At 55.5% G+C, this 21377-nt stretch carries 23 protein-coding genes and 1 other annotated feature; of the genes, 8 read left to right on the top strand and 15 right to left on the bottom strand.

Going from position 1 to position 21377, the window contains the following annotated elements:
• Positions 1-92: 92 nt before the first annotated feature.
• Positions 93-217, top strand: a sequence feature (Phe leader region).
• Both pheL and pheA read left to right on the top strand, forming a co-directional pair.
• Positions 94-141: a pheA operon leader peptide PheL gene (gene pheL / locus V6940_RS22795; RefSeq protein WP_369709598.1), complete on the top strand. Its 48-nt coding sequence runs from the start codon at positions 94-96 to the stop codon at positions 139-141. (Overlaps the previous feature by 48 nt.)
• Positions 218-240: 23 nt before the next feature.
• Positions 241-1401 (top strand): bifunctional chorismate mutase/prephenate dehydratase, encoded by a 1161-nt coding sequence (gene pheA, locus V6940_RS17875; RefSeq protein ID WP_333496757.1) that lies wholly within the window; start codon positions 241-243, stop codon positions 1399-1401.
• Here the strand turns inward: pheA and V6940_RS17870 are convergent.
• From V6940_RS17870 to ffh, 10 genes are all read right to left on the bottom strand, one after another.
• Complete coding sequence (locus tag V6940_RS17870) at positions 1398-2270, bottom strand: SMP-30/gluconolactonase/LRE family protein (protein ID WP_333496751.1); 873 nt, start codon at positions 2268-2270, stop codon at positions 1398-1400. The genes pheA and V6940_RS17870 overlap by 4 nt on opposite strands.
• Before the next feature lie 62 nt (positions 2271-2332).
• Complete coding sequence (tyrA, locus tag V6940_RS17865; protein WP_035894955.1) at positions 2333-3454, bottom strand: bifunctional chorismate mutase/prephenate dehydrogenase; 1122 nt, start codon at positions 3452-3454, stop codon at positions 2333-2335.
• 9 nt (positions 3455-3463) lie between these two features.
• Positions 3464-4534 (bottom strand): 3-deoxy-7-phosphoheptulonate synthase AroF, encoded by a 1071-nt coding sequence (gene aroF, locus V6940_RS17860; RefSeq protein WP_333496750.1) that lies wholly within the window; start codon positions 4532-4534, stop codon positions 3464-3466.
• 226 nt (positions 4535-4760) lie between these two features.
• Complete coding sequence (locus V6940_RS17855) at positions 4761-6131, bottom strand: PepSY-associated TM helix domain-containing protein (protein WP_333496749.1); 1371 nt, start codon at positions 6129-6131, stop codon at positions 4761-4763.
• Between the two features lie 55 nt (positions 6132-6186).
• Positions 6187-6594 carry a DUF2946 domain-containing protein gene (locus tag V6940_RS17850; RefSeq protein WP_333496748.1) on the bottom strand — a complete coding sequence of 136 codons (408 nt, stop codon included), beginning with the start codon at positions 6592-6594 and terminating at the stop codon, positions 6187-6189.
• A gap of 184 nt (positions 6595-6778) precedes the next feature.
• The gene (gene rplS, locus V6940_RS17845) at positions 6779-7126 is read right to left on the bottom strand and encodes a 50S ribosomal protein L19 (protein WP_006687325.1); all 348 of its coding nucleotides are present in this window, start codon (positions 7124-7126) and stop codon (positions 6779-6781) included.
• A gap of 41 nt (positions 7127-7167) precedes the next feature.
• Positions 7168-7935 (bottom strand): tRNA (guanosine(37)-N1)-methyltransferase TrmD, encoded by a 768-nt coding sequence (gene trmD / locus V6940_RS17840; RefSeq protein ID WP_333496747.1) that lies wholly within the window; start codon positions 7933-7935, stop codon positions 7168-7170.
• A 30-nt stretch (positions 7936-7965) separates the two neighbouring features.
• Complete coding sequence (gene rimM / locus V6940_RS17835) at positions 7966-8514, bottom strand: ribosome maturation factor RimM (protein WP_035894946.1); 549 nt, start codon at positions 8512-8514, stop codon at positions 7966-7968.
• An 18-nt stretch (positions 8515-8532) separates the two neighbouring features.
• Positions 8533-8781, bottom strand: a complete 249-nt coding sequence (rpsP, locus tag V6940_RS17830) for a 30S ribosomal protein S16 (protein WP_185064520.1) — start codon at positions 8779-8781, stop codon at positions 8533-8535.
• Positions 8782-9003: 222 nt separating this feature from the next.
• Positions 9004-10368, bottom strand: a complete 1365-nt coding sequence (gene ffh, locus V6940_RS17825; RefSeq protein ID WP_185668765.1) for a signal recognition particle protein — start codon at positions 10366-10368, stop codon at positions 9004-9006.
• Positions 10369-10593: 225 nt separating this feature from the next.
• On the opposite strand from ffh, the gene V6940_RS17820 reads away from it, so the two are divergent.
• Positions 10594-11385 carry a cytochrome C assembly family protein gene (locus V6940_RS17820; protein WP_185668764.1) on the top strand — a complete coding sequence of 264 codons (792 nt, stop codon included), beginning with the start codon at positions 10594-10596 and terminating at the stop codon, positions 11383-11385.
• A 16-nt stretch (positions 11386-11401) separates the two neighbouring features.
• Entirely contained in the window at positions 11402-12688 is a 1287-nt protein-coding gene (locus tag V6940_RS17815; RefSeq protein WP_185668763.1) for an HlyC/CorC family transporter, read from the top strand.
• 43 nt (positions 12689-12731) lie between these two features.
• Here the strand turns inward: V6940_RS17815 and grpE are convergent, their stop codons facing one another.
• Positions 12732-13325: a nucleotide exchange factor GrpE gene (grpE, locus tag V6940_RS17810; protein ID WP_333496746.1), complete on the bottom strand. Its 594-nt coding sequence runs from the start codon at positions 13323-13325 to the stop codon at positions 12732-12734.
• A 121-nt stretch (positions 13326-13446) separates the two neighbouring features.
• Here grpE and nadK point away from each other — a divergent pair, with 121 nt between their 5' ends.
• The 3 genes from nadK to bamE all read left to right on the top strand — a co-directional run bounded on the left by nadK (position 13447) and on the right by bamE (position 16558).
• The gene (gene nadK / locus V6940_RS17805) at positions 13447-14325 is read left to right on the top strand and encodes an NAD(+) kinase (RefSeq protein ID WP_185668761.1); all 879 of its coding nucleotides are present in this window, start codon (positions 13447-13449) and stop codon (positions 14323-14325) included.
• Between the two features lie 84 nt (positions 14326-14409).
• Complete coding sequence (recN, locus tag V6940_RS17800) at positions 14410-16071, top strand: DNA repair protein RecN (RefSeq protein ID WP_333496745.1); 1662 nt, start codon at positions 14410-14412, stop codon at positions 16069-16071.
• Between the two features lie 148 nt (positions 16072-16219).
• Complete coding sequence (bamE, locus tag V6940_RS17795) at positions 16220-16558, top strand: outer membrane protein assembly factor BamE (RefSeq protein ID WP_035894936.1); 339 nt, start codon at positions 16220-16222, stop codon at positions 16556-16558.
• A gap of 115 nt (positions 16559-16673) precedes the next feature.
• Here bamE and V6940_RS17790 read toward each other — a convergent pair whose 3' ends face one another.
• Positions 16674-16958 carry an RnfH family protein gene (locus V6940_RS17790; protein WP_333496744.1) on the bottom strand — a complete coding sequence of 95 codons (285 nt, stop codon included), beginning with the start codon at positions 16956-16958 and terminating at the stop codon, positions 16674-16676.
• Positions 16948-17385, bottom strand: coding sequence for a type II toxin-antitoxin system RatA family toxin (locus tag V6940_RS17785; protein ID WP_220439695.1), 438 nt, complete (start codon positions 17383-17385; stop codon positions 16948-16950). Before V6940_RS17785 ends, V6940_RS17790 begins: the two co-directional genes overlap by 11 nt.
• Positions 17386-17536: 151 nt before the next feature.
• On the opposite strand from V6940_RS17785, the gene smpB reads away from it, so the two are divergent.
• Complete coding sequence (smpB, locus tag V6940_RS17780) at positions 17537-18019, top strand: SsrA-binding protein SmpB (protein WP_035894933.1); 483 nt, start codon at positions 17537-17539, stop codon at positions 18017-18019.
• Between the two features lie 44 nt (positions 18020-18063).
• Here the strand turns inward: smpB and V6940_RS17775 are convergent, their stop codons facing one another.
• Together V6940_RS17775 and V6940_RS17770 are read right to left on the bottom strand one after the other, a co-directional pair.
• Positions 18064-19233 carry an HlyD family efflux transporter periplasmic adaptor subunit gene (locus tag V6940_RS17775; protein ID WP_333496743.1) on the bottom strand — a complete coding sequence of 390 codons (1170 nt, stop codon included), beginning with the start codon at positions 19231-19233 and terminating at the stop codon, positions 18064-18066.
• Positions 19230-21377: a type I secretion system permease/ATPase gene (locus V6940_RS17770; protein ID WP_333496742.1), complete on the bottom strand. Its 2148-nt coding sequence runs from the start codon at positions 21375-21377 to the stop codon at positions 19230-19232. The genes V6940_RS17775 and V6940_RS17770 overlap by 4 nt, the downstream gene beginning before the upstream one ends.

Here is a 21377-nt window from a genome sequence, read left to right as displayed (position 1 = left end):
ATCACCAACGCGCCTTCGGGCGCGTTTTTTATTGACAGAATGAAAACAGAGCGGGTACTGTAAAACCTCACCACACTAAGGAATTAACCTGCAGTGATACGACTACCGTTTTTCTTCGCATTCTTTTTTACCTTCCCCTGACTGGGAGGCGTTTCGTCGTGAGATAAAGAATGCGAAGACGAACAATAAGGCCTCCCACCCGGGAGGCCTTTTTTATTGATAACAAGAAAGGCAAACATGATGACTTCGGAAAACCCGTTACTGGCAATACGCGATAAGATAAGCGCCCTCGATGAAAAACTGGTCAGCCTGCTGGCAGAACGCCGCGGCCTCGCCGTGGAAGTTGGCAAAGCCAAGCTGGCCTCCCATCGCCCGGTGCGCGACATCGACCGCGAGCGTGATCTGCTGGAGCGTCTTATCACCATCGGCAAAACCCACCAGCTTGATGCGCACTACATCACGCGACTGTTCCAGCTCATCATTGAAGATTCTGTCCTGACCCAGCAAACCCTGCTGCAGCAGCATTTAAACCAGATTAACCCACACTCTGCGCGCATCGCATTTCTGGGACCAAAAGGGTCGTACTCCCATCTGGCTGCACGTCAGTACGCCGCTCGCCACTTTGAACAGTTCATCGAAAGCGGCTGCCTGAAGTTCGCCGATATCTTTAATCAGGTCGAGACCGGTCAGGCCGACTACGCCGTCGTGCCTATCGAAAACACCAGCTCCGGCGGGATTAACGATGTCTACGACCTGCTGCAGCACACCAGCCTGTCGATTGTGGGCGAGATGACAGTGCCTATCGACCACTGCGTGCTGGTGAACGGTACAACGACGCTTGAGACCATCGAGACGGTCTACAGCCACCCACAGCCGTTCCAGCAGTGCAGCCAGTTCCTGAGCCACTACCCGCAATGGAAAATTGAGTACACCGAGAGCACCTCAGCGGCGATGGAAAAAGTGGCGCAGGCCAACTCTCCAACCGTTGCCGCATTGGGCAGTGAAGCCGGTGGCAAGCTGTACGGCCTGCAGGTACTGGAACATTGCCAGGCTAACCAGACGCAGAACATTACCCGCTTCCTGGTGCTGGCACGCAAATCGGTGAACGTCTCCGATCAGGTTCCGGCGAAAACGACCCTGCTTATTGCTACCGGACAACAGGCCGGTGCGCTGGTTGAAGCGCTGCTGGTGCTGCGCAACCACAACCTGATCATGACCAAGCTCGAATCACGCCCTATTTACGGCAACCCGTGGGAAGAGATGTTTTATCTCGACATCCAGGCCAACCTGGAATCCCTGCCGATGCAAAAGGCGCTGAAAGAGCTCTCCGGAATCACCCGTTCCATGAAAGTGCTGGGCTGCTACCCAAGCGAAAACGTGGTACCCGTCGACCCGGTTTAGCGTTCAATAAACGGCAGCGTCTTCATCCCTGCTACCTCTACCGGCAGGGTGAAGATGGCGCCGGAAAGCGGATACTGCGCTACCTCCTCCGCCGACATATTCTCGCGGGTGGTGGTGATAAACAGCGTGCGCCTATCCGCGCCACCAAAGCACACCATCGTCGGGCAGCGTACCGGTAAGCGATACTCGGCGAGCTGTTCACCCGTCGGCGAGAAACGCGCCACTCGCCAGCCGTCAAACATCGCGCTCCAGTAGCATCCTTCTTCGTCGATAGCCGCCCCATCAGGAATGCCCTCCCCCGCTATAAACTGGCGGAACACCTCACGCTTTTGCGGCTCGCCATGCTCATCCAGCGGCGTACGGTAAATCACGCCGTTTGGCGTATCGGAGGTGTACATCCAGCGTTTATCTTCGCTAAAGGCCAGCCCGTTGGCGCCATGAATATCACACTGCACGACTTTCGGCGTCAGCTGATTATCAATTCGTACCAGCAGCGCGCCATTATAGTCACCCGGCCCCCAGAAGGTTCCGGCGTAAAAGCGCCCGTCCCGGTCGGTGCCGCCGTCGTTAAAGCGCGCCAGCTGCGGGTTACTCGGGTTATCGCAAACTTTATGCTGCAGCAGTCCACGGCTGTCGGCAAGCCAGATGGCGCTACGAAGGGCCACGATAAAGCCACCGTTCTCCCGCAGCGAAAAACAGCCCACCTCTTCCGGGAACTGTAAAACCCGGTGCTCACCGGTCGCCAGCGCATAGCGATGAATTTCACACTCCATGATATCCGCCCAATAGAGCGCCTGTTCCGCTTCGCTCCAGGTCGGGCATTCCGGCAGGTGGCCGGTGTAATCAAACAGCAGGTTTACGTCAGCCATTCTCGTTATCCCATAAAAAAAGCCAGAGGATTTCCCCTGGCTTTCAAGTATATACAGTTTCGTTATTGCCGACTGTCGTTCGCCTGTCGTAACAGGACGCGGCTCTCACTCTGGAAGCGCTGTGCGTAGTCACCGAACCAGTGTTCAACTTTGCGGAAGCTATCGATAAACGCCTGCTTGTTCCCCTGCTCCAGCAGCCCGATAGCCTCACCGAAACGCTGGTAGTAGCGTTTAATCAGCGCCAGGTTGTTCCCGGACGACATAATAATGTCAGCATACAGCTGAGGGTCCTGAGCGAACAGTCGCCCGACCATCGCCAGCTCCAGGCGGTAAATGGGTGATGAGAGCGCCAGCAGTTGCTCTAGCTGGACATTCTCTTCTGCCAGATGCAGGCCGTAAGCAAAGGTCGCAAAGTGGCGTAACGCCTGAATAAAGGCCATGTTCTGGTCATGCTCAACCGCGCTGATGCGATGCAGACGCGCGCCCCAGACCTGAATCTGTTCGAGGAACCACTGGTACGCTTCCGGCTGGCGGCCATCGCAGTACACCACCACCTGTTTTGCCAGGCTACCACTGTCCGGGCCAAACATCGGGTGCAGCCCTAAAACGGGGCCCTGGTGGGCGGAAAGCATAGCCTGTAACGGGCCCGCTTTTACCGACGCCAGATCGACAAGAATACAATCCGCAGGCAACGGCGGCAGCTTCTCGATGATTTGCTCGGTCACGTGGATAGGGACGCTGACAATCACCATTCCGGCGTCAGCGACCAGCTCTGGCGCCCGTGCCCAGTCATCTTTCTCCAGCGTCCGTACCTGATAGCCAGACAGCGTCAGCATCTTTTCAAACAGCCGCCCCATCTGGCCACCGCCACCCACGATCACCACCGGGCGCAGCGACGGACACAGGGTTTTAAAGCCTTTGTCGTTTTCGCTGGAGTAAGATTCGCGCATTACGCGACGCAACACATCTTCAATCAAATCGGGCGGCACGCCCAGCGCGGCCGCTTCTTTACGGCGTGAAGCCAGCATAGAGGCTTCACGCTCCGGGACGTAAATCGGTAAGCCATATTTACTTTTGACTTCCCCGACTTCCGCCACCAGTTCCAGGCGCTTAGCCAGCAGGCTCAGCAGCGCTTTATCTACTTCATCAATTTGATCGCGCAGCGCGGTCAGTTCAGCAACCATACAATCCTCTTACGCCAGACGAGCCGCCAGATGGCCGCGCAAATCCTTGTCGAGCTCACGCAGCAGCGCGTCCGTCACTTCCCAGCTGATGCAGGCATCGGTGACCGATACGCCGTATTTCATCTCACAGCGCGGCTGCTCGGAAGACTGGTTACCTTCGTGAATATTGCTCTCAATCATCAGACCAATAATGGAACGATTACCGTCCTTGATCTGTGCGACAACGGATTCCGCCACCGCAGGCTGACGACGGTAGTCTTTATTGGAATTACCATGACTGCAATCTACCATCAGTGATGCGCGCAGTCCTGCTTGTTCCATCTCTTTTTCACACTGCGCCACATCTTCCGGGCCGTAGTTTGGTTTTTTACCGCCGCGCAGAATCACATGACCATCAGGGTTACCCTGGGTACGCAGCAGGCAAACCTGACCGGCCTGGTTGATACCGACAAAGCGGTGTGGCATCGCCGCCGCACGCATGGCGTTGATAGCGGTCGCCAGTGAACCATCGGTACCGTTTTTGAAACCAACCGGCATCGACAGACCCGATGCCATTTCACGGTGGGTCTGAGATTCGGTGGTACGCGCACCAATCGCGGACCAGCTAAACAGGTCGCCCAGGTACTGCGGGCTGTTCGGGTCCAGCGCTTCGGTTGCCAGCGGCAGCCCCATGCTGACCAGTTCTACCAACAGATTACGCGCAATTTTCAAACCACCTTCCACATCAAACGAGCCATCCATATGCGGATCGTTGATAAGCCCTTTCCAGCCCACGGTAGTACGAGGCTTTTCAAAATAGACGCGCATAACCAGGTAGAGGCTATCGCTGACCTCTTCCGCAAGGGTTTTAAATCGACGCGCGTATTCGATGGCAGCTTCAGGATCGTGAATAGAGCAAGGCCCACACACTACCAGCAGGCGCGGATCGCGGCCGGCGATAATGTCAGAAATCGTTTTACGTGACTGGGCGATTTGCGCTTCCTGCTCAACGGTGAGCGGGAATTCAGCTTTTAACTGATCCGGGGTGATCAGAATCTGTTCATCGGCGATATTTACGTTATTCAGCGCGTCTTTTTGCATGATGGCATTACCTGTTATGGCTCGTTTGCGATAGTGGTTTCCTCAATGAGGTGCAGCCACAATATCATAACGAGTAAAGATTTCAATCCAAAATCCGTAAATTATTATTTACAGAAGCCATTTAATCGCAAAATAATCGCTCATAAAGTGTAAATTTAAAATTACACTCATAAAAAAGGCGAGCACCTGCGTGCTCGCCCTACGATACGCAACGGTACTGAGGCCGCTACTCAGCCGTCTGCGACACCCGCTGAACCAACGTATTACGCCAGCGCAGCCAGTCGATAATCACAAACAGTAGCAGACTCGCCCCCATCACCGGCAGCGCCAGGCCGAACGCTATCGCCAGCAGCAGTGTGAGAACCCTACCAGGGAGAGCAAGCGCCAGCCAGCTTTGCGCCAGCGTCTGGACAGGGCTCACCGATGACTGTGCCGGGCGTTTGATCCACCAGAGGCGATACCCCATCAGGATCGCGACGCAGAGCGCCAGGCCAAACGCCATCAGCAGCAATTGGTTTGGCAAGCCGAACAGCACGCCCATGTGGAAATCCACGCCCCAACGGGTGAGTTTTGCCATCAGAGGGAAATCGGCAAACTGGGTATAGTCGAGAATAGCCAGCGAGCCGGGATCGATAGCCACCGCGTCAACCTGCGTCGGCCAGCGGCGATCGATTTCCGTCACCGTCCAGGCGCGATCCGCACTGCGCGGCGGTCGGATCTCGAGATGCGTTGCAGCAATGCCACCTCGCTGCGCGGCCTGAAGGATCGCATCGATCTTGTCTACGGCGATCGTCGGCTCACTCATCACCATTCCCTGATGATGAGAATGGTGCTCCGCATGCGGGTCCATCACCATCGCCTCAGTACCGTGTAGCTGGGTATTGACCTGCGGCGTCAACCAACCAAAGGTAGCGCGCAGCTTATCAACATTGCCACCGGCCCATTGGGACCAGGTTAAGCCGGTCGCCGAAAACAGCAGCATGCCGGCAAGCAGGCACCAGCCAAGAGTAACGTGAACGCGGCGGGTATTCTGCAGGCGATTTTTGATGCGGCGTTTTGGTCGGGTAAAGGCCCACAGTGCAACCCCACCCAACGCAGCAACCCACATCCATGATGCCGCCAGCTCGCTGTATAAACGCCCTACATCACCTAACAGCAGCGAGCGATGGGCATAATCGATCCATTGGCGCAGCGGTAAGATGCCGCTGGTGCCGTAGACCGTCATATCGCCTTTCACCGCGAGGGTTATCGGGTCGATAAAGATCGCGCGGTTCTCAGACGGCGCAAGCGCAGGGTCGTCGAACATCACCCGCGTCGTCTCCCCCGCCTCCAGCGCAGGCCGTACCGCGCTCAGGCGCAGCGGTGTACCCAACGCACGTTCAGCCACAGCGATTTGTTCTGTGAGCGAATGCCTTTCACCGTTCACCTCCCCCTGTAGCGCCTGGCGATAGATCAGGTTCTCCAGTTGAGGCGTGGCCACATACAGCGTGCCGGTTAAGGCCGCGACGAAAATAAAGGGCCCGACAAAGAGGCCAATAAAAAAGTGCAGGCGGCGCAGCAGGTGCACCCATGCCGCCCGCGAGGTGCAGGTTGTCATACTCTTCCTTTATGCAAACGAGAGCGATGAGACGCTAAAGCGTCAGTTATCGTTATTAAGCAGGTAAAGCAGACGGCGCCGGCGGCGCACGGGTATCAGGGAAGAGCCAGGGAAAGTCACGCCAGTGGAAAACCAACGGCGGGAAAGGCGCGGTCGTCACCCGAAGCATCAGTGCGCTTAGCAAAACGCACAGGGCCAGAATCAGGCCCGGCACATGGGTGAGAAGCACGCAGTAGCCGCAGGCCTCACCGTGATCGATAGGCATGCTTTCAGGGACAGAATGGTGAGCTGGCATTGGCATCGACATGTTCATGTCATGATGCATACCCGGCATGGCGCTCATGGGCGATTGCTGCAATGAAATTGAGATGAGCGGGGCAACAATAATCAGCGCCATAGCAAACAGCGCAAGCCAGGCGGCTCGCTGTTTTAGTGCTGATATGTTGAAGGCTTTTCTGCTCACTCGACTCTCCTGACGCGAGCGGGCATTGTAAATGATTTAGCCAATAACTGTTAACGAGAGGTGCCATTTTTTATGGGGGATTTTTACATCGTTAGCGCTACGCTGCCCTCTCGTTGGCCGCAGACATAAAAAAGGGCCAGCCTTTCGGCCAGCCCTTTTTAACAGGATGTCGCTTGCGCGAATCTTAGTTAAGACGCTCTTTGATACGAGCAGACTTACCAGTGCGCTCACGCAGGTAGTACAGTTTAGCTTTACGTACAGCACCACGACGTTTAACAGCAATGCTGTCAACAACTGGAGAGTGAGTCTGGAAGACACGCTCAACGCCTTCGCCGTTGGAAATTTTACGAACAGTGAATGCAGAGTGCAGACCGCGGCTACGAATAGCGATAACCACGCCCTCAAATGCCTGCAGACGTTTTTTGGAACCTTCAACAACCCATACTTTCACTTCCACGGTATCACCCGGACGGAAGGAAGGTACGTCCTGCTTCATCTGTTCTTGTTCAAGTTGCTTAATAATGTTGCTCATAATTTAATCTCTTATCCTGGGTAAACTGATATTTGGGGGTCTCAGACCAGCCCATCATGTTTATGTTGCTGTTTTGCGTGTTCCTGTTTGAACTCCGCCAGCAACCTTGCTTGCTCTTCAGTCAGAGCCAGGTTTTCCAGAAGTTCAGGTCTTCTAAGCCAGGAGCGGCCCAGCGACTGCTTCAAACGCCAGCGACGTATCTCAGCATGGTTTCCCGACAGCAGAACCGGCGGTACCTCCATCCCTTCCAACACTTCAGGGCGAGTATAGTGTGGACAGTCCAGCAATCCATCAGCAAACGAATCTTCGAATGCTGAAGCTTCATGACCCAGTACGCCCGGAATAAACCGGGAAACGGAGTCGATCAGCGTCATTGCCGGTAACTCACCACCGCTGAGAACGTAATCGCCGATAGACCATTCTTCGTCAATCTCGGTCTGAATCACGCGCTCATCTATGCCTTCGTAGCGACCACATACCAGAATCAGCTTTTGATTCGTGGCCAGTTCGCTGACGCCCGCTTGATCAAGCTTGCGTCCCTGAGGTGACAGATAAATCACCTTCGCGCCTTCACCTGCCGCGGCTTTTGCTGCATGAATGGCGTCCCGTAAAGGTTGCACCATCATTAACATCCCCGGTCCGCCGCCGTAAGGACGATCGTCCACGGTACGGTGCCGGTCATGCGTGAAGTCACGAGGACTCCAGCTCTGGATGTTCAGCAGGCCATTTTTAACTGCCCGGCCAGTTACCCCGTAATCGGTAATTGCGCGGAACATTTCAGGAAACAGGCTAATTATGCCAATCCACATAGCGCCGTCTTTTACCGTTTATCCGGTGGTTTAAAAACCAGGATCCCAATCTACTTCGATAGTACGAGTAGCGAGATCGACTTTCTTGATAACCTGCCCATCGAGGAACGGAACCAACCGCTCCTTGATGCCAAATGCATCTTTCAGGTTTGCCTTAATGACGAGAACGTCATTCGACCCGGTTTCCATCATATCGATGACTTTACCGAGACCGTAGCCTTCAGTGGTCACTACCTGGCAGCCCATCAGGTCTTTCCAGTAATAGCTTCCATCTTCCAGCGCCGGCAGCTGCGAGGAATCCACGATAATTTCGCAGTTCGTCAGCAGATTCGCGGCATCGCGATCGTCAACGCCTTTCAGCTTAATGACGATATCCTGATTGTGGTAGCGCCAGCTTTCCAGCTCAACGGTCTGCCACTGACCCGCCTTCTGGATTAACCAGGGCTGATAGTCAAAAATGCTTTCGGCGTCTTCGGTGGAGGAAAACACTCTGAGCCAACCACGGATACCGTAGGAAGAACCCATTTTCCCCAATACGATCGGATCAACAGGTGCTTGTGCGGTGTGTTGCTTGCTCATCATGACCACCGTGACAGATTAAGCTGCTTTCTTAGCTTCTTTGATCAGCGCAGATACGCGATCAGAGATAGTTGCGCCCTGGCCAACCCAGTGTGCGATACGATCCAGGTCCAGACGGGTGCCTTCTTCAGTCGCAGAAGCGATTGGGTTGAAGAAGCCAACGCGCTCGATGAAGCGACCGTTACGTGCGTTACGGCTGTCAGTAACAACAACCTGGTAGAACGGACGCTTTTTAGCGCCGTGACGAGCTAAACGAATAGTTACCATAACATCCTCTTGTGTGAATAGAACAACCGGGCCCCATCGAGGGAAGGGGCCCGGTGTCATATTAAAAGCCCGAAAATTTTACTCATTTTTGGGGGAATTGCAATCAACATCTGCCTTTTACCGCACGATAACCAGGGCGTTACCGTCATAGGCAGAGCAAAGTCGGCGTGTTTGTCATTGTCGAAGTGCGCTAACCGAAGCCAGCACACTTCAACGGAGGGATTAACGGCCAGGGAATCCTGGTGGCATCATCCCCTTCATTCCGCGCATCATTTTCATCATGCCGCCCTTCGACTTCATCTTCTTCATCATGCGCTGCATGTCGTCGAACTGCTTCAGCAGACGGTTCACGTCCTGCACCTGCAGGCCACAGCCCTGGGCGATACGACGTTTGCGGGAACCTTTGATGATTTCCGGCTTCGCGCGCTCTTTCAGCGTCATCGAGTTGATGATCGCTTCCATACGCACCAGCACTTTGTCATCCATCTGGGATTTGACGTTGTCAGGAAGCTGACCCATGCCCGGCAGTTTGCCCATCAGGCTTGCCATACCGCCCATGTTCTTCATCTGCTTCAGCTGGTCTAAGAAGTCATTCAGGTCGAAACCGTCGCCCTTCTTAAGTTTAGTCGCCAGTTTCTCAGCCTGCGCGCGGTCAACCTTGCTCTCGATATCTTCGATAAGCGACAGCACGTCGCCCATGCCGAGGATACGGGAGGCGATACGATCCGGATGGAACGGCTCCAGCGCTTCGGTTTTCTCGCCGACGCCGAGGAACTTGATTGGCTTACCGGTAATGTGACGAATGGAGAGCGCCGCACCGCCGCGCGCATCACCGTCGACCTTGGTCAGCACCACGCCGGTCAGCGGCAGCGCTTCGTTGAAGGCCTTGGCGGTATTCGCCGCATCCTGGCCGGTCATTGCGTCGACGACAAACAGGGTTTCAACTGGCTTGATCGCCGCGTGAACCTGCTTGATTTCGTCCATCATCGCTTCATCAACGTGCAGACGACCGGCGGTATCCACCAGCAGCACGTCGTAGAATTTCAGCTTCGCTTCTTTCAGCGCCGCGTTAACGATGTCGATAGGCTTCTGGCCCACGTCGGACGGGAAGAAGTCTACGCCAACCTGTTCAGCCAGGGTTTCCAGCTGTTTGATCGCCGCCGGGCGATAAACGTCGGCAGAGACGACCAGCACTTTCTTCTTGTGCTTCTCGCGCAGGAACTTACCGAGCTTACCGACGCTTGTGGTTTTACCCGCACCCTGCAGGCCCGCCATCAGCACTACGGCCGGTGGCTGCGCCGCCAGATTTAGCGTCTCGTTCTCTTCACCCATCGCCGAAACCAGTTCGCTACGAACGATTTTGACGAACTCCTGACCCGGAGTCAGGCTCTTGTTAACTTCGTGACCAACCGCTTTTTCTTTTACGCGATTGATAAAATCACGCACTACCGGCAGCGCAACGTCAGCCTCCAGCAGCGCCATGCGCACTTCGCGCAGCGTCTCTTTTACGTTGTCTTCAGTAAGGCGTCCACGGCCACTGATATTGCGCAGCGTGCGCGACAAACGATCGGTTAAATTATCAAACATTGTCTCTCGCCTGGGGTGGAAACGTGAGTCGCTAACGCGACCAAAAATACGGAAATTTGCCGGAGTATAACACGACAGCGGAGGAGTTGTGATGCTGCGGTTAGCGCTGCATCACGTTACGCCATTCACATCATCCTTCACGCAGGCTATGCGCCTTGATACAACTCGAATGATTTTGCGTATATACTGCTTCTCTTTCTTCTATTTGACGACTGCCGACACTTTATGCCTGTTTTTGCCCTGCTCGCGCTTGTTGCCTACTCCATCAGCCTCGCGCTGATCATTCCCGGTCTGCTGCAAAAAAACAGCGGCTGGCGGCGTATGGCGATTCTTTCTGCCACCGTTGCGCTGGTGTGCCACGCGTTTGCGCTGGAAGCCCGTATTCTACCGGGCGGTGAAAGCGGGCAGAACCTCAGCCTGTTGAACGTCGGCTCGCTGGTGAGCCTGATGATCTGTACGGTGATGACCATCGTCGCCTCGCGAAACCGCGGCTGGCTGCTGTTGCCTATCGTCTACGCTTTTGCGCTGATCAACCTCGCCTTCGCCACCTTTATGCCCAACGAGTTTATTACTCACCTGGAAGCCACGCCGGGAATGATGGTGCATATCGGGCTATCGCTGTTTTCCTATGCCACGCTGATTATTGCCGCGCTGTATGCGCTGCAGCTGGCGTGGATTGACTATCAGCTTAAGAACAAGAAGCTGGCGTTCAGCCATGAAATGCCGCCGCTGATGGTCATTGAACGTAAAATGTTTCACATCACCCAGGTTGGCGTCGTGCTGCTCACGCTGACGCTCTGTACCGGCCTGTTTTACATGCATAACCTCTTTAGCATGGAAAATATCGACAAGGCCGTCCTTTCCATCATCGCCTGGTTCGTCTATATCGTCTTGTTATGGGGCCACTACCATGAAGGGTGGCGCGGTCGCCGGGTCGTCTGGTTTAACGTTGCCGGTGCCGGCATCCTGACGCTCGCCTATTTCGGTAGTCGTGTCATTCAACAATTTGTGGGCTAAGTACTAAGGAATCCTCTTGGAACATATCTCAACCACCACGCTGATCGTTACGCTGATCATCATGGTGGTCATCTCTGCCTATTTCTCAGGTTCTGAAACCGGCATGATGACGCTGAACCGCTATCGGCTTCGTCATCTGGCAAAACAGGGCAACAAACCGGCGCGTCGCGTCGAAAAGCTGCTGCAAAAGCCTGACCGTCTTATCAGCCTGGTGCTGATTGGCAACAACCTCGTCAACATCCTGGCCTCAGCGCTTGGCACCATCGTCGGCATGCGCCTGTATGGCGACCTGGGCGTCGCTATCGCCACCGGGGTGCTAACCTTCGTGGTGCTGGTATTCGCAGAAGTACTGCCAAAAACCATTGCCGCGCTCTACCCGGAAAAAGTGGCCTATCCAAGCAGCTTCCTGCTGGCACCGCTGCAAATTCTGATGATGCCGCTGGTCTGGTTCCTGAACCTGATTACCCGCATTCTGATGCGCATGATGGGCATTAAAACCGATATCACCATCAGCAGTGCGCTCAGTAAAGATGAACTGCGCACCATCGTGAACGAATCCCGCTCGCAGATCTCGCGCCGCAACCAGGACATGCTGCTGTCGGTGCTGGATCTCGAAAAAGTCAGCGTCGATGACATCATGGTGCCGCGCAATGAAATCGTCGGTATCAACATCAACGATGACTGGAAATCTATCGTTCGCCAGCTCACCCACTCGCCGCACGGCCGCATCGTGCTGTACCGTGACTCGCTGGACGATGCCATCAGCATGCTGCGCGTACGCGAAGCCTATCGCCTGATGACCGAGAAAAAGGAGTTTACCAAAGAGGTGATGCTGCGCGCCGCCGATGAGATTTACTTCGTCCCGGAAGGTACCCCGCTTAGCACACAGTTGGTGAAGTTCCAGCGCAACAAGAAGAAAGTCGGCCTGGTGGTCGACGAATACGGTGATATTCAGGGGCTGGTCACGGTCGAAGATATTCTGGAAGAGATCGTCGGCGACTTTACCACGTCAATGTCACCATCGCTGGCCGAAGAGGTTAACCCGCAGAACGATGGCTCGGTGATTATCGACGGCGGTGCCAACGTGCGCGAGCTAAATAAAGCCTTCAACTGGCATCTGCCGGAGGACGAAGCGCGCACCATTAACGGCATCATTGTGGAAGCGTTAGAAGAGATCCCAGCAGCGGGTACGCGCGTGCGCATCGCCCAGTACGATATCGATATTCTCGACGTACAGGATAACGTGATTAAGCAGGTGCAGGTGAATCCGGTGAAGCCGCTACGGGAAAGCGTGAAGGACTAAAGAATAGCCCCTCTCCCCGCCAGGGGAGAGGGTTAAGCGAAGATTATGCTTTCGCTTTCGCGACGGAGACCATCGCCGCGCGAATGGTACGACCGTTCAGGGTATAACCCTTCTGCATCACCATCAGCACGTTGCCAGCAGCGACCTCTTCGGACTCAACCATCGCAATGGCCTGGTGTACGTTCGGGTCCATTGGGACGTTAATGTCCGCCACGACCTGCACGCCAAACTTCGCCACCACGTCCAGCATCGACTTACGGGTCAGCTCGATACCTTCGATCATCGGCGCCATGTCTTCGTTGTCTTTGTTCGCCACTTCCAGCGCGCGGTCCAGGCTATCCAGCACCGGCAGCAATTCGTTGACGAATTTTTCCAGCGCGAACTTGTGCGCCTTCTCAACATCGATTTCAGTACGGCGACGCAGGTTTTCCATTTCCGCCTTCACGCGCAGGACGCTTTCGCGTTCGCGGGTTTCGGCTTCCGCTAACTGCGATTCGAGGTTCGCAATTTTTTCGTCGCGCGGATCCACCTGTTCAGCAGCAGCGTTTGGTTCAACCGCCTCAACTTCTTCGTGCTGATCCATGATAATTTCTTCCGGGGATTGCCCCTCAGGCGTTTTCTGTTCTTTACTACTCATGAATTTCTCCGCGTTTTTTCGCAATCATCTCGCTAACTTCGCTTATTATGGGGATCAGATTCCGGGTTTCAAGGGAAGCTCTCACATTGTCACCCATCTTTGGCACAAGGACATTCAGAAAATGAACAATCATTTCAAGTGTATCGGTATTGTAGGACACCCACGTCACCCAACGGCGCTGACGACACATGAAATGCTCTATCGTTGGCTGTGCACCAAAGGCTACGAGGTGATTGTCGAGCGTCAGATAGCCAAAGAACTCAAACTGGATAACGTCCAGACCGGTACGCTGGCGGAAATTGGCCAGAAAGCGGATCTGGCGGTGGTGGTCGGCGGCGACGGCAATATGCTCGGCGCGGCGCGTACCCTTGCCCGTTACGACATCAGCGTTATCGGCATTAACCGCGGCAACCTCGGCTTTCTCACCGACCTTGACCCTGACAATGCGCACCAGCAATTAGCCGATGTGCTGGACGGTAACTTTATTGCCGAAAAACGTTTCCTGCTGGAAGCGCAGGTTTGCCAGCAAAACTGCCAGAAGCGCATCAGTACCGCCATCAATGAGGTCGTGCTGCATCCAGGTAAAGTCGCCCATATGATTGAGTTTGAAGTCTATATCGACGAAACCTTCGCCTTCTCCCAGCGCTCAGACGGATTAATTATCTCTACACCAACCGGTTCCACGGCATACTCACTCTCGGCGGGCGGCCCCATTCTGACGCCTTCTCTGGATGCCATCACCCTGGTGCCGATGTTCCCGCACACGCTGTCGGCACGCCCGCTGGTGATTAACAGCAACAGCACCATTCGCCTGCGCTTCTCGCACCGCCGCAGCGACCTTGAAATCAGCTGTGACAGCCAGATAGCGCTGCCGATTCAGGAAGGAGAAGATGTGCTCATTCGCCGCAGCGATTATCACCTCAACCTGATCCACCCTAAAGACTACAGCTATTTCAACACATTAAGCACCAAGCTCGGCTGGTCAAAAAAATTGTTCTAATTTTGTCGCCGCCTCTTTACTGGATAAAAAACCAGTTTATACTGTATGAAAACACAGTTATGGGTTTTCATACAGGAAGCGGCTATGTTAGCACAACTGACCATCAGCAATTTTGCCATCGTTCGTGAACTTGAAATCGACTTCAACAGCGGCATGACGGCCATCACCGGCGAAACCGGGGCCGGTAAATCAATTGCAATCGATGCCCTCGGCTTATGCCTGGGTGGCCGCGCCGAAGCTGATATGGTTCGTGCTGGCGCCAGCCGCGCCGACCTCTGCGCCCGCTTCGCACTCAAAGATACCCCTGCCGCCCTGCGCTGGCTCGAAGAGAACCAGCTGGAAGATGGCCGTGAATGCCTGCTGCGCCGCGTCATCAGCAGCGATGGCCGCTCACGCGGCTTTATCAACGGCACCGCCGTGCCGCTGTCGCAGCTGCGTGAACTGGGTCAGCTGCTTATCCAGATCCACGGTCAACACGCGCACCAGCAGCTGGTGAAGCCTGAACATCAGAAAACCCTGCTTGATGCCTACGTCGGTGAGTCAGCGCTCGCACAACAAATGGCCGAGCATTACCGTCTGTGGAACCAAAGCTGCCGCGATCTGGCAACTCATCAGCAGCAAAGCCAGGAACGTGCCGCTCGCGCAGAGCTGCTCCAGTATCAGTTGAAAGAGCTTATCGAATTCCACCCGCGGCCGGGCGAATACGAACAAATTGACGAAGAGTACAAGCGCCTCGCCAACAGCGGGCAGCTTATCGCCACCAGCCAGCATGCGCTGGCCATCCTTGCCGATGGTGAGGACGCCAACCTGCAAAGCCAGCTCTACACCGCCCGCCAGCTGGCAGGTGAACTGGCGAGCATGGATGGCAAACTCGCTGGCGTGCTGGATATGCTGGAAGAAGCGGCCATTCAGCTGAGTGAAGCCAGCGACGAGCTGCGCCACTACTGCGACCGTCTGGATCTCGACCCTAACCGTCTGTACGAGCTGGAGCAGCGTCTGTCGAAACAGATTTCACTCGCGCGTAAGCATCAAATCTCGCCGGAAGCGCTGCCAGAGTACTATCAATCCCTGCTGGACGAACAGCAGCTACTCGACGATCAGAGCGACTCGCTGGAGACGCTGAAACACGCGGTGTCCCGCCATCACCAGCTGGCGATGGAAACGGCCCACCAGCTGCATGCGCAGCGTCAGGCAAGCGCTCAGGAGCTTTCACAGCTGATTACCGACAGCATGCACATGCTCTCCATGCCGCATGGCCTGTTCGATATCGACGTCCGCTTTGAAGAGCAACACCTGACCGCCGAAGGCGCAGACCGCATTGAATTCCGCGTGACGACCAACCCCGGTCAGCCGCTGCAGGCGATTGCCAAAGTGGCGTCCGGCGGTGAGCTGTCGCGTATTGCGCTAGCCATTCAGGTGATTACAGCACGTAAGATGGAAACCCCGGCGCTGATCTTCGATGAAGTGGACGTGGGTATCAGCGGCCCGACGGCGGCAGTCGTCGGCAAGCTGCTGCGCCAGTTGGGAGAATCCACTCAGGTGATGTGCGTAACGCACCTGCCGCAGGTTGCAGGCTGTGGTCACCACCACTTCTACGTCAGCAAAGAGACCGACGGCGCAATGACCGAAACGCACATGCAGCCGCTGGACAAACGTGCTCGTCTGCAGGAGCTGGCGCGCCTTCTCGGCGGTAGCGAAGTCACGCGGAATACGCTGGCGAACGCGAAAGAGTTGCTGGCTGCATAAACTTTTTTGATTTCTTAGAGTCTGAGTTCACAATAAAAACGCCGTAAGACCTGATATCAAAGGTTTCCAACTCACCTCAGGTCTATTATCATCGGCACATTACATATGAGCCGCGTACTGCTCGGGCCCGAAAAGGAATCAAATCACTATGCGCTGTAAAACGCTGACTGCTGCCGCAGCGGTTCTTCTGATGATGACTGCAGGCTGTTCCACTCTGGAGCGAGTGGTTTACCGTCCTGATATTAGTCAGGGGAACTATCTGGTACCTAATGATGTTGCCAAAATTCGTGTTGGCATGACGCAACAACAGGTTGCCTATACCTTAGGTACCCCGATGATGACCGACCCGTTCGGCACCAACACCTGGTTCTACGTTTTCCGCCAGCAGCCGGGCCATGAGTCCGTCACTCAGCAGACGCTGACCCTGACCTTCAACAGCAGCGGCGTACTGACGAACATCGACAACAAACCAGCGCTGACCAAATAAATCAGCGGCGGTGTGTAACAAATGCAAAAAAAGCGCTCAATGAGCGCTTTTTTTATGTCTGCAATCTGCGCAGATTGCCGGATGGCGGCTTCGCCTTATCCGGCCTACAGAGTGGTCAGCTCTTTTGCTGGGCGCGCTGGCGACGCAGTTCTTTCGGATCGGCAATCAGCGGGCGATAAATCTCTACCCTGTCACCGTCATGAACCACATCGTCAAGTTTCGCCGGGCGGCTGTAGATACCGACCTTGTTTTTAGCGAGGTCAATATCCTCACGCAGAGTCAGCAGGCCGCTGGCCTGAATGGCCTGCTCCACCGTCGCGCCCTCATCCAGCGTCACCCGCTGCAGATACTGCTTTTGCGGCAGCGCATATGCGACTTCGACGGCAATTTTACCCGGCACTGTACACCTCGCGGGCGCGCATCGTGAACGCCTGCACCATATTCAGCGCCAGCTCTTTAAAGATGCGGCCAAACGCCAGCTCAATAAGCTTATTGGTAAACTCAAAATCAAGCTGGAACTCAATCTTGCAGGCGTCCTGGCTCAGCGGCGTAAACTTCCAGCCACCAATCAATTTCTTAAACGGCCCATCGACCAGATGCATCAGGATGCTCTGGTTGCTGGTTAACGTATTACGCGTGGTAAAGGTCTTACTGATACCAGCCTTAGAGACATCCACCGCCGCCGTCATTTGCGTCGGGCCGGACTCCAGAACACGGCTGCCTGTACAACCGGGGATAAAATCCGGATAGGCATTCACATCGTTCACCAGTTGATACATTTGCTCCGCGCTGTAGGGAACCAGCGCAGTACGGCTAATCTGAGGCATAGCAATTTCCATTCACGAACACGGCGTAAATAGTATCATTTATCTACTGCTAAAAAAAACGGAGGCGGGCTATATCGTGCTAAGATAACCCATTGCGCCTCGCGGGAGCTTGAGGCAGTGTTATTGAGATAAGCGATAAGTTCAGGACATTATGACAAAGAAAAAAGCACACAAACCTGGATCAGCCACGATTGCGCTGAATAAACGCGCCCGCCACGAATACTTTATCGAAGAAGAATTTGAAGCGGGCCTTGCCCTCCAGGGTTGGGAAGTGAAATCCCTGCGCGCAGGTAAAGCCAACATTGGCGACAGCTACGTCATCCTGAAAGATGGCGAAGCCTTCCTGTTTGGCGCGAACTTCACCCCAATGGCCGTAGCATCAACGCACTACGTTTGCGATCCTACACGCACCCGTAAACTGCTGCTCAACCAGCGCGAACTGGACTCGCTGTTCGGGCGTATCAACCGCGAAGGTTACACCGTGGTGGCGCTGTCGCTGTACTGGAAAAACGCCTGGTGTAAGGTAAAAATCGGCGTGGCGAAAGGGAAGAAACAACACGACAAACGTTCCGATCTGAAAGATCGCGAATGGCAGCTCGATAAAGCCCGCATTATGAAACATGCTGGCCGCTAGTTATGGCAACGCTTGCCTGCACCCGCAGGCAAGCATTGTTTCACTCACCGTTCCCTCAGCGCTTCCTTCATCTTGTTCAGCGGCTTAATCAGGTAATCCAATACCGATTTCTGCCCGGTCTTAATTTCCACGTTAGCAATCATCCCCGGCATGATCGGGAAACGCTTACCCTGTTTATTTACCAGCTCCGCCTGTTGAGTGCGTACGTAAACCCGGTAGTAAAACTGATCTCGGCGCACCTCATCCTGCAAAGTGTCAGGCGAAACCACCTCGACGGTGCCTTTTAAATCGCCATAGATAGAGGTGTCGTAGGCGGTAATCTTGACGGTCGCCGGTAGGCCTGGGCGGATATAGGCAATATCGCGAGGGTTAATCCGCGATTCGATAAGCAGCTGATCCTCCAGTGGTACAATCTCCATCAGCTTGCCGCCGGGCTGCAGCACCCCCCCGACGGTATTCACCTGGATATCTTTCACCACTCCACGCACCGGTGAAAAGAGTGATGCTCGCTGAACCTGGTCGGCTTTACCCGCCATCACCTGCAGCTGCGCATCCAGGTCGGCATCATTCTTCACCTGCTCTTCCCGCGCCCTCACCGCATACTGGTTGCGCGCCTCATCCATCTTGCCACGCAGCTCAGCGGCCTGACGTTCAAGGCGGATCACCTCTACCTCACCGGCTGCCCCTCGGGCAATCAGCGGCTTCGTCATCCGGATTTCCGCATCCACCAGCTGCAGCGTTTTTTGCAGATTGCTGAGGGTTTCATTCAGCGTTCTGCGCCGGGACTCATACAGTTGCTTCTCACGGGCGACCAGCGCGGGCTCCTGGAGTGATTCGGCGCTAAACTTCAGCGGCAACCCGCTCAACTCCGCGCTTAAACGCTCGCTCGATGCCCGAAGCGAACGGACGCGTACCGCCGCTTCGCCGAAGTTCGATTGAAAGCGCGTCTGGTCGAGGCGCGCCAGCATCTGACCACGATTGACAATATCGCCCTCTTTCACCAGCAACTGGCTGACGATACCGCCGTCCAGGCTCTCAATCACCTGCGCATGGGTAGAGGGTGTAACCTTGCCCGTCCCCACGGTCACCTCATCGAGAATCGCCCAACGGGCCCACAGCACAAAGACGACAAGCCCCAGAAAGCTTAACCAAACCACCGACGACGAGAGACGACTCTGGCGATTCAGCTCATCCTGCATTTTCGCTTCAATCATTGCGCACCTCCGGGAACAATCGAGGCAACGTTGCTGTTCTTCCTCGCCTGGTTCAGTAACGTATCGCGCGGGCCGTCGGCCACCACTTTCCCGTTTTCCAGCACCACAATGCGATCGACCAGCTTGAGCAAGGCTGGGCGATGGGTAACCAACACCAGCGTGCGCCCGGTTAGCCACTGTTGAAGCTGCCGAATCACCCACTCTTCCAACTGTTCGTCCATCGAAGCGGTCGGTTCGTCCAGCAGCACAATTTGCGGGTTACGCACAATCAGGCGGCTCAGCAACACCATCTGCCGCTGCCCGCCCGATAAACCGCGGCCACCCTCGTTAATCATGCGGTCGAGGCTCGCGGCATTTTGCTGCACCAGCGTAATCGCTCCGCTAATCCGCAGCGCCTGAATCAGCTCTGCTTCGGTCGCATGAGGATGGCCAAGCATCAGGTTCTGCCGCAGCGTGCCGAAAAAGAGCCTGGAGTCCTGCGAGAGATACCCAACCTGCCGCCTGACATCGGTTGGGTCGATGTGCGCCATATCAACGCCATCGATAATGGTTTTGCCTTTGGTGGCCTGAACCTGCCCTGAAAAAAGCCGCAGCAGCGTGGATTTTCCGGCCCCGGTTTTCCCCAGAATGGCGACCCGTTCACCAGGCATAATCTCCAGCCCGTCAATATTCAGCGCCTGCTCGCCCTTTTCCACGTCATAGCTGTACTGCATCTGCTGCATCTGATAGTGGCCCGCCAGCACCGGGCAGTGCGCCATCTTCTTATCCGACTCTTTATCCAGCGGTTTTTTCAGCAGTTCGTTCAGCCCGGTCATCGCCGATTTCGCGTGTTGCCAGCGCGAGAAGACCATCGTCAGCTGCATCAGCGGCGCAATGGTGCGTGACGACAGCATGCTGCACGCCACCAGCGTACCGGTGGTGATGCTGCCATCAATTACCAGGAAACAGCCAAACACCAACATGCCGGCGTAGGTGATCTGCTGAACGGTGGATGCCCAGCCGCTAAGCCGCGCCCCCCAGATTCGCTGCTTCATGCCGATGCTGGCCCCGACGGCGTGCGTCGTTTCCCACTGACGCTGGAAGTAAGGCTCCGCCTGCAGCGCCTTAATGTCCTCAACCCCTTCAATCGACTCCACCAGCACGGCGTTGCGAATGGCGCTCTCACGCATCCCCTCTTTAGCAAGCTTGGCCATCGGCCATTGCACTAAAATACCGGGGATCACAATCAACGGGATCGCGATCAGCGGGATCACCACCAACGGGCCGCCGACCATCGCGATGATCACGATAAACAGCAGCACGAAGGGCATATCCATCGCCGCACCCACCGTCGTGGAGGTCAGCAGTTCGCGCACCTGATCCAGCTCGCGCAGCTGCGAGATAAACGATCCGGTGGACTTCGGCCTGGCATCATTTTTAATCGACATCGCCCTGGCAAAAAACATCGACGATAAATTCAGGTCGATATGTTTACCCATAATGTCTGAGATGTAGGTTCGCGCCAGGCGGATAAAGAACTCCAGCGCCGCCGCCAGTAGCACGCCAAAAAACAGTACCCACAGCGTAGGGAACGACTGGGCAGGAATAACCCGGTCATAGACCTGCATCGAAAACAGAATCCCCCCCAGCGCCATCACGTTGCCGACGATAGAGGCCAGCGCGATTTCGGAGAGCTTGCGTCCGGTATGACGAAAATGACGCCAGAACCAGTGCGCCTCCCACGGGCGGGTAAAGTCATCGATACGCGAGTCACGCCCGCGTACCGCAATGCCCAACATGACCACATCAGAAGTAATCCGCTCAAGCAGCGTCTCCAGCGCCTCTTCCCGCACCAGATCGCCACCGTTGCTGAGCCAGTAGGTCACCAGCCCCTCGGCGTTGAGCGACTCCAGCAGCATGATTTCGCCGCTTTCCATCTGTACGATGGCGGGCAGGTTCTGTGCGCTCCAGCGCATTTTCGCCACCGGGACACGGTGCACCTGTAGCCCCATCAGCCCACTCAACCTTTGCAGGCGTACGTCGATCGGTAAATTTTCAAACCAGCGCATCTGTTGACGCACGGCAGGTGCATCCGCAGGCAGGCCAAAGCGGCCTGCCGCACGCACCATCACATTGATCCAGCTTTCGGTATCCGGCTGTTGCAT

Source organism: Kluyvera sp. CHPC 1.251, assembly GCF_036759945.1.
GTDB lineage: Bacteria > Pseudomonadota > Gammaproteobacteria > Enterobacterales > Enterobacteriaceae > Kluyvera > Kluyvera sichuanensis.
This window is presented reverse-complemented; position numbering and strand designations above follow the sequence as displayed.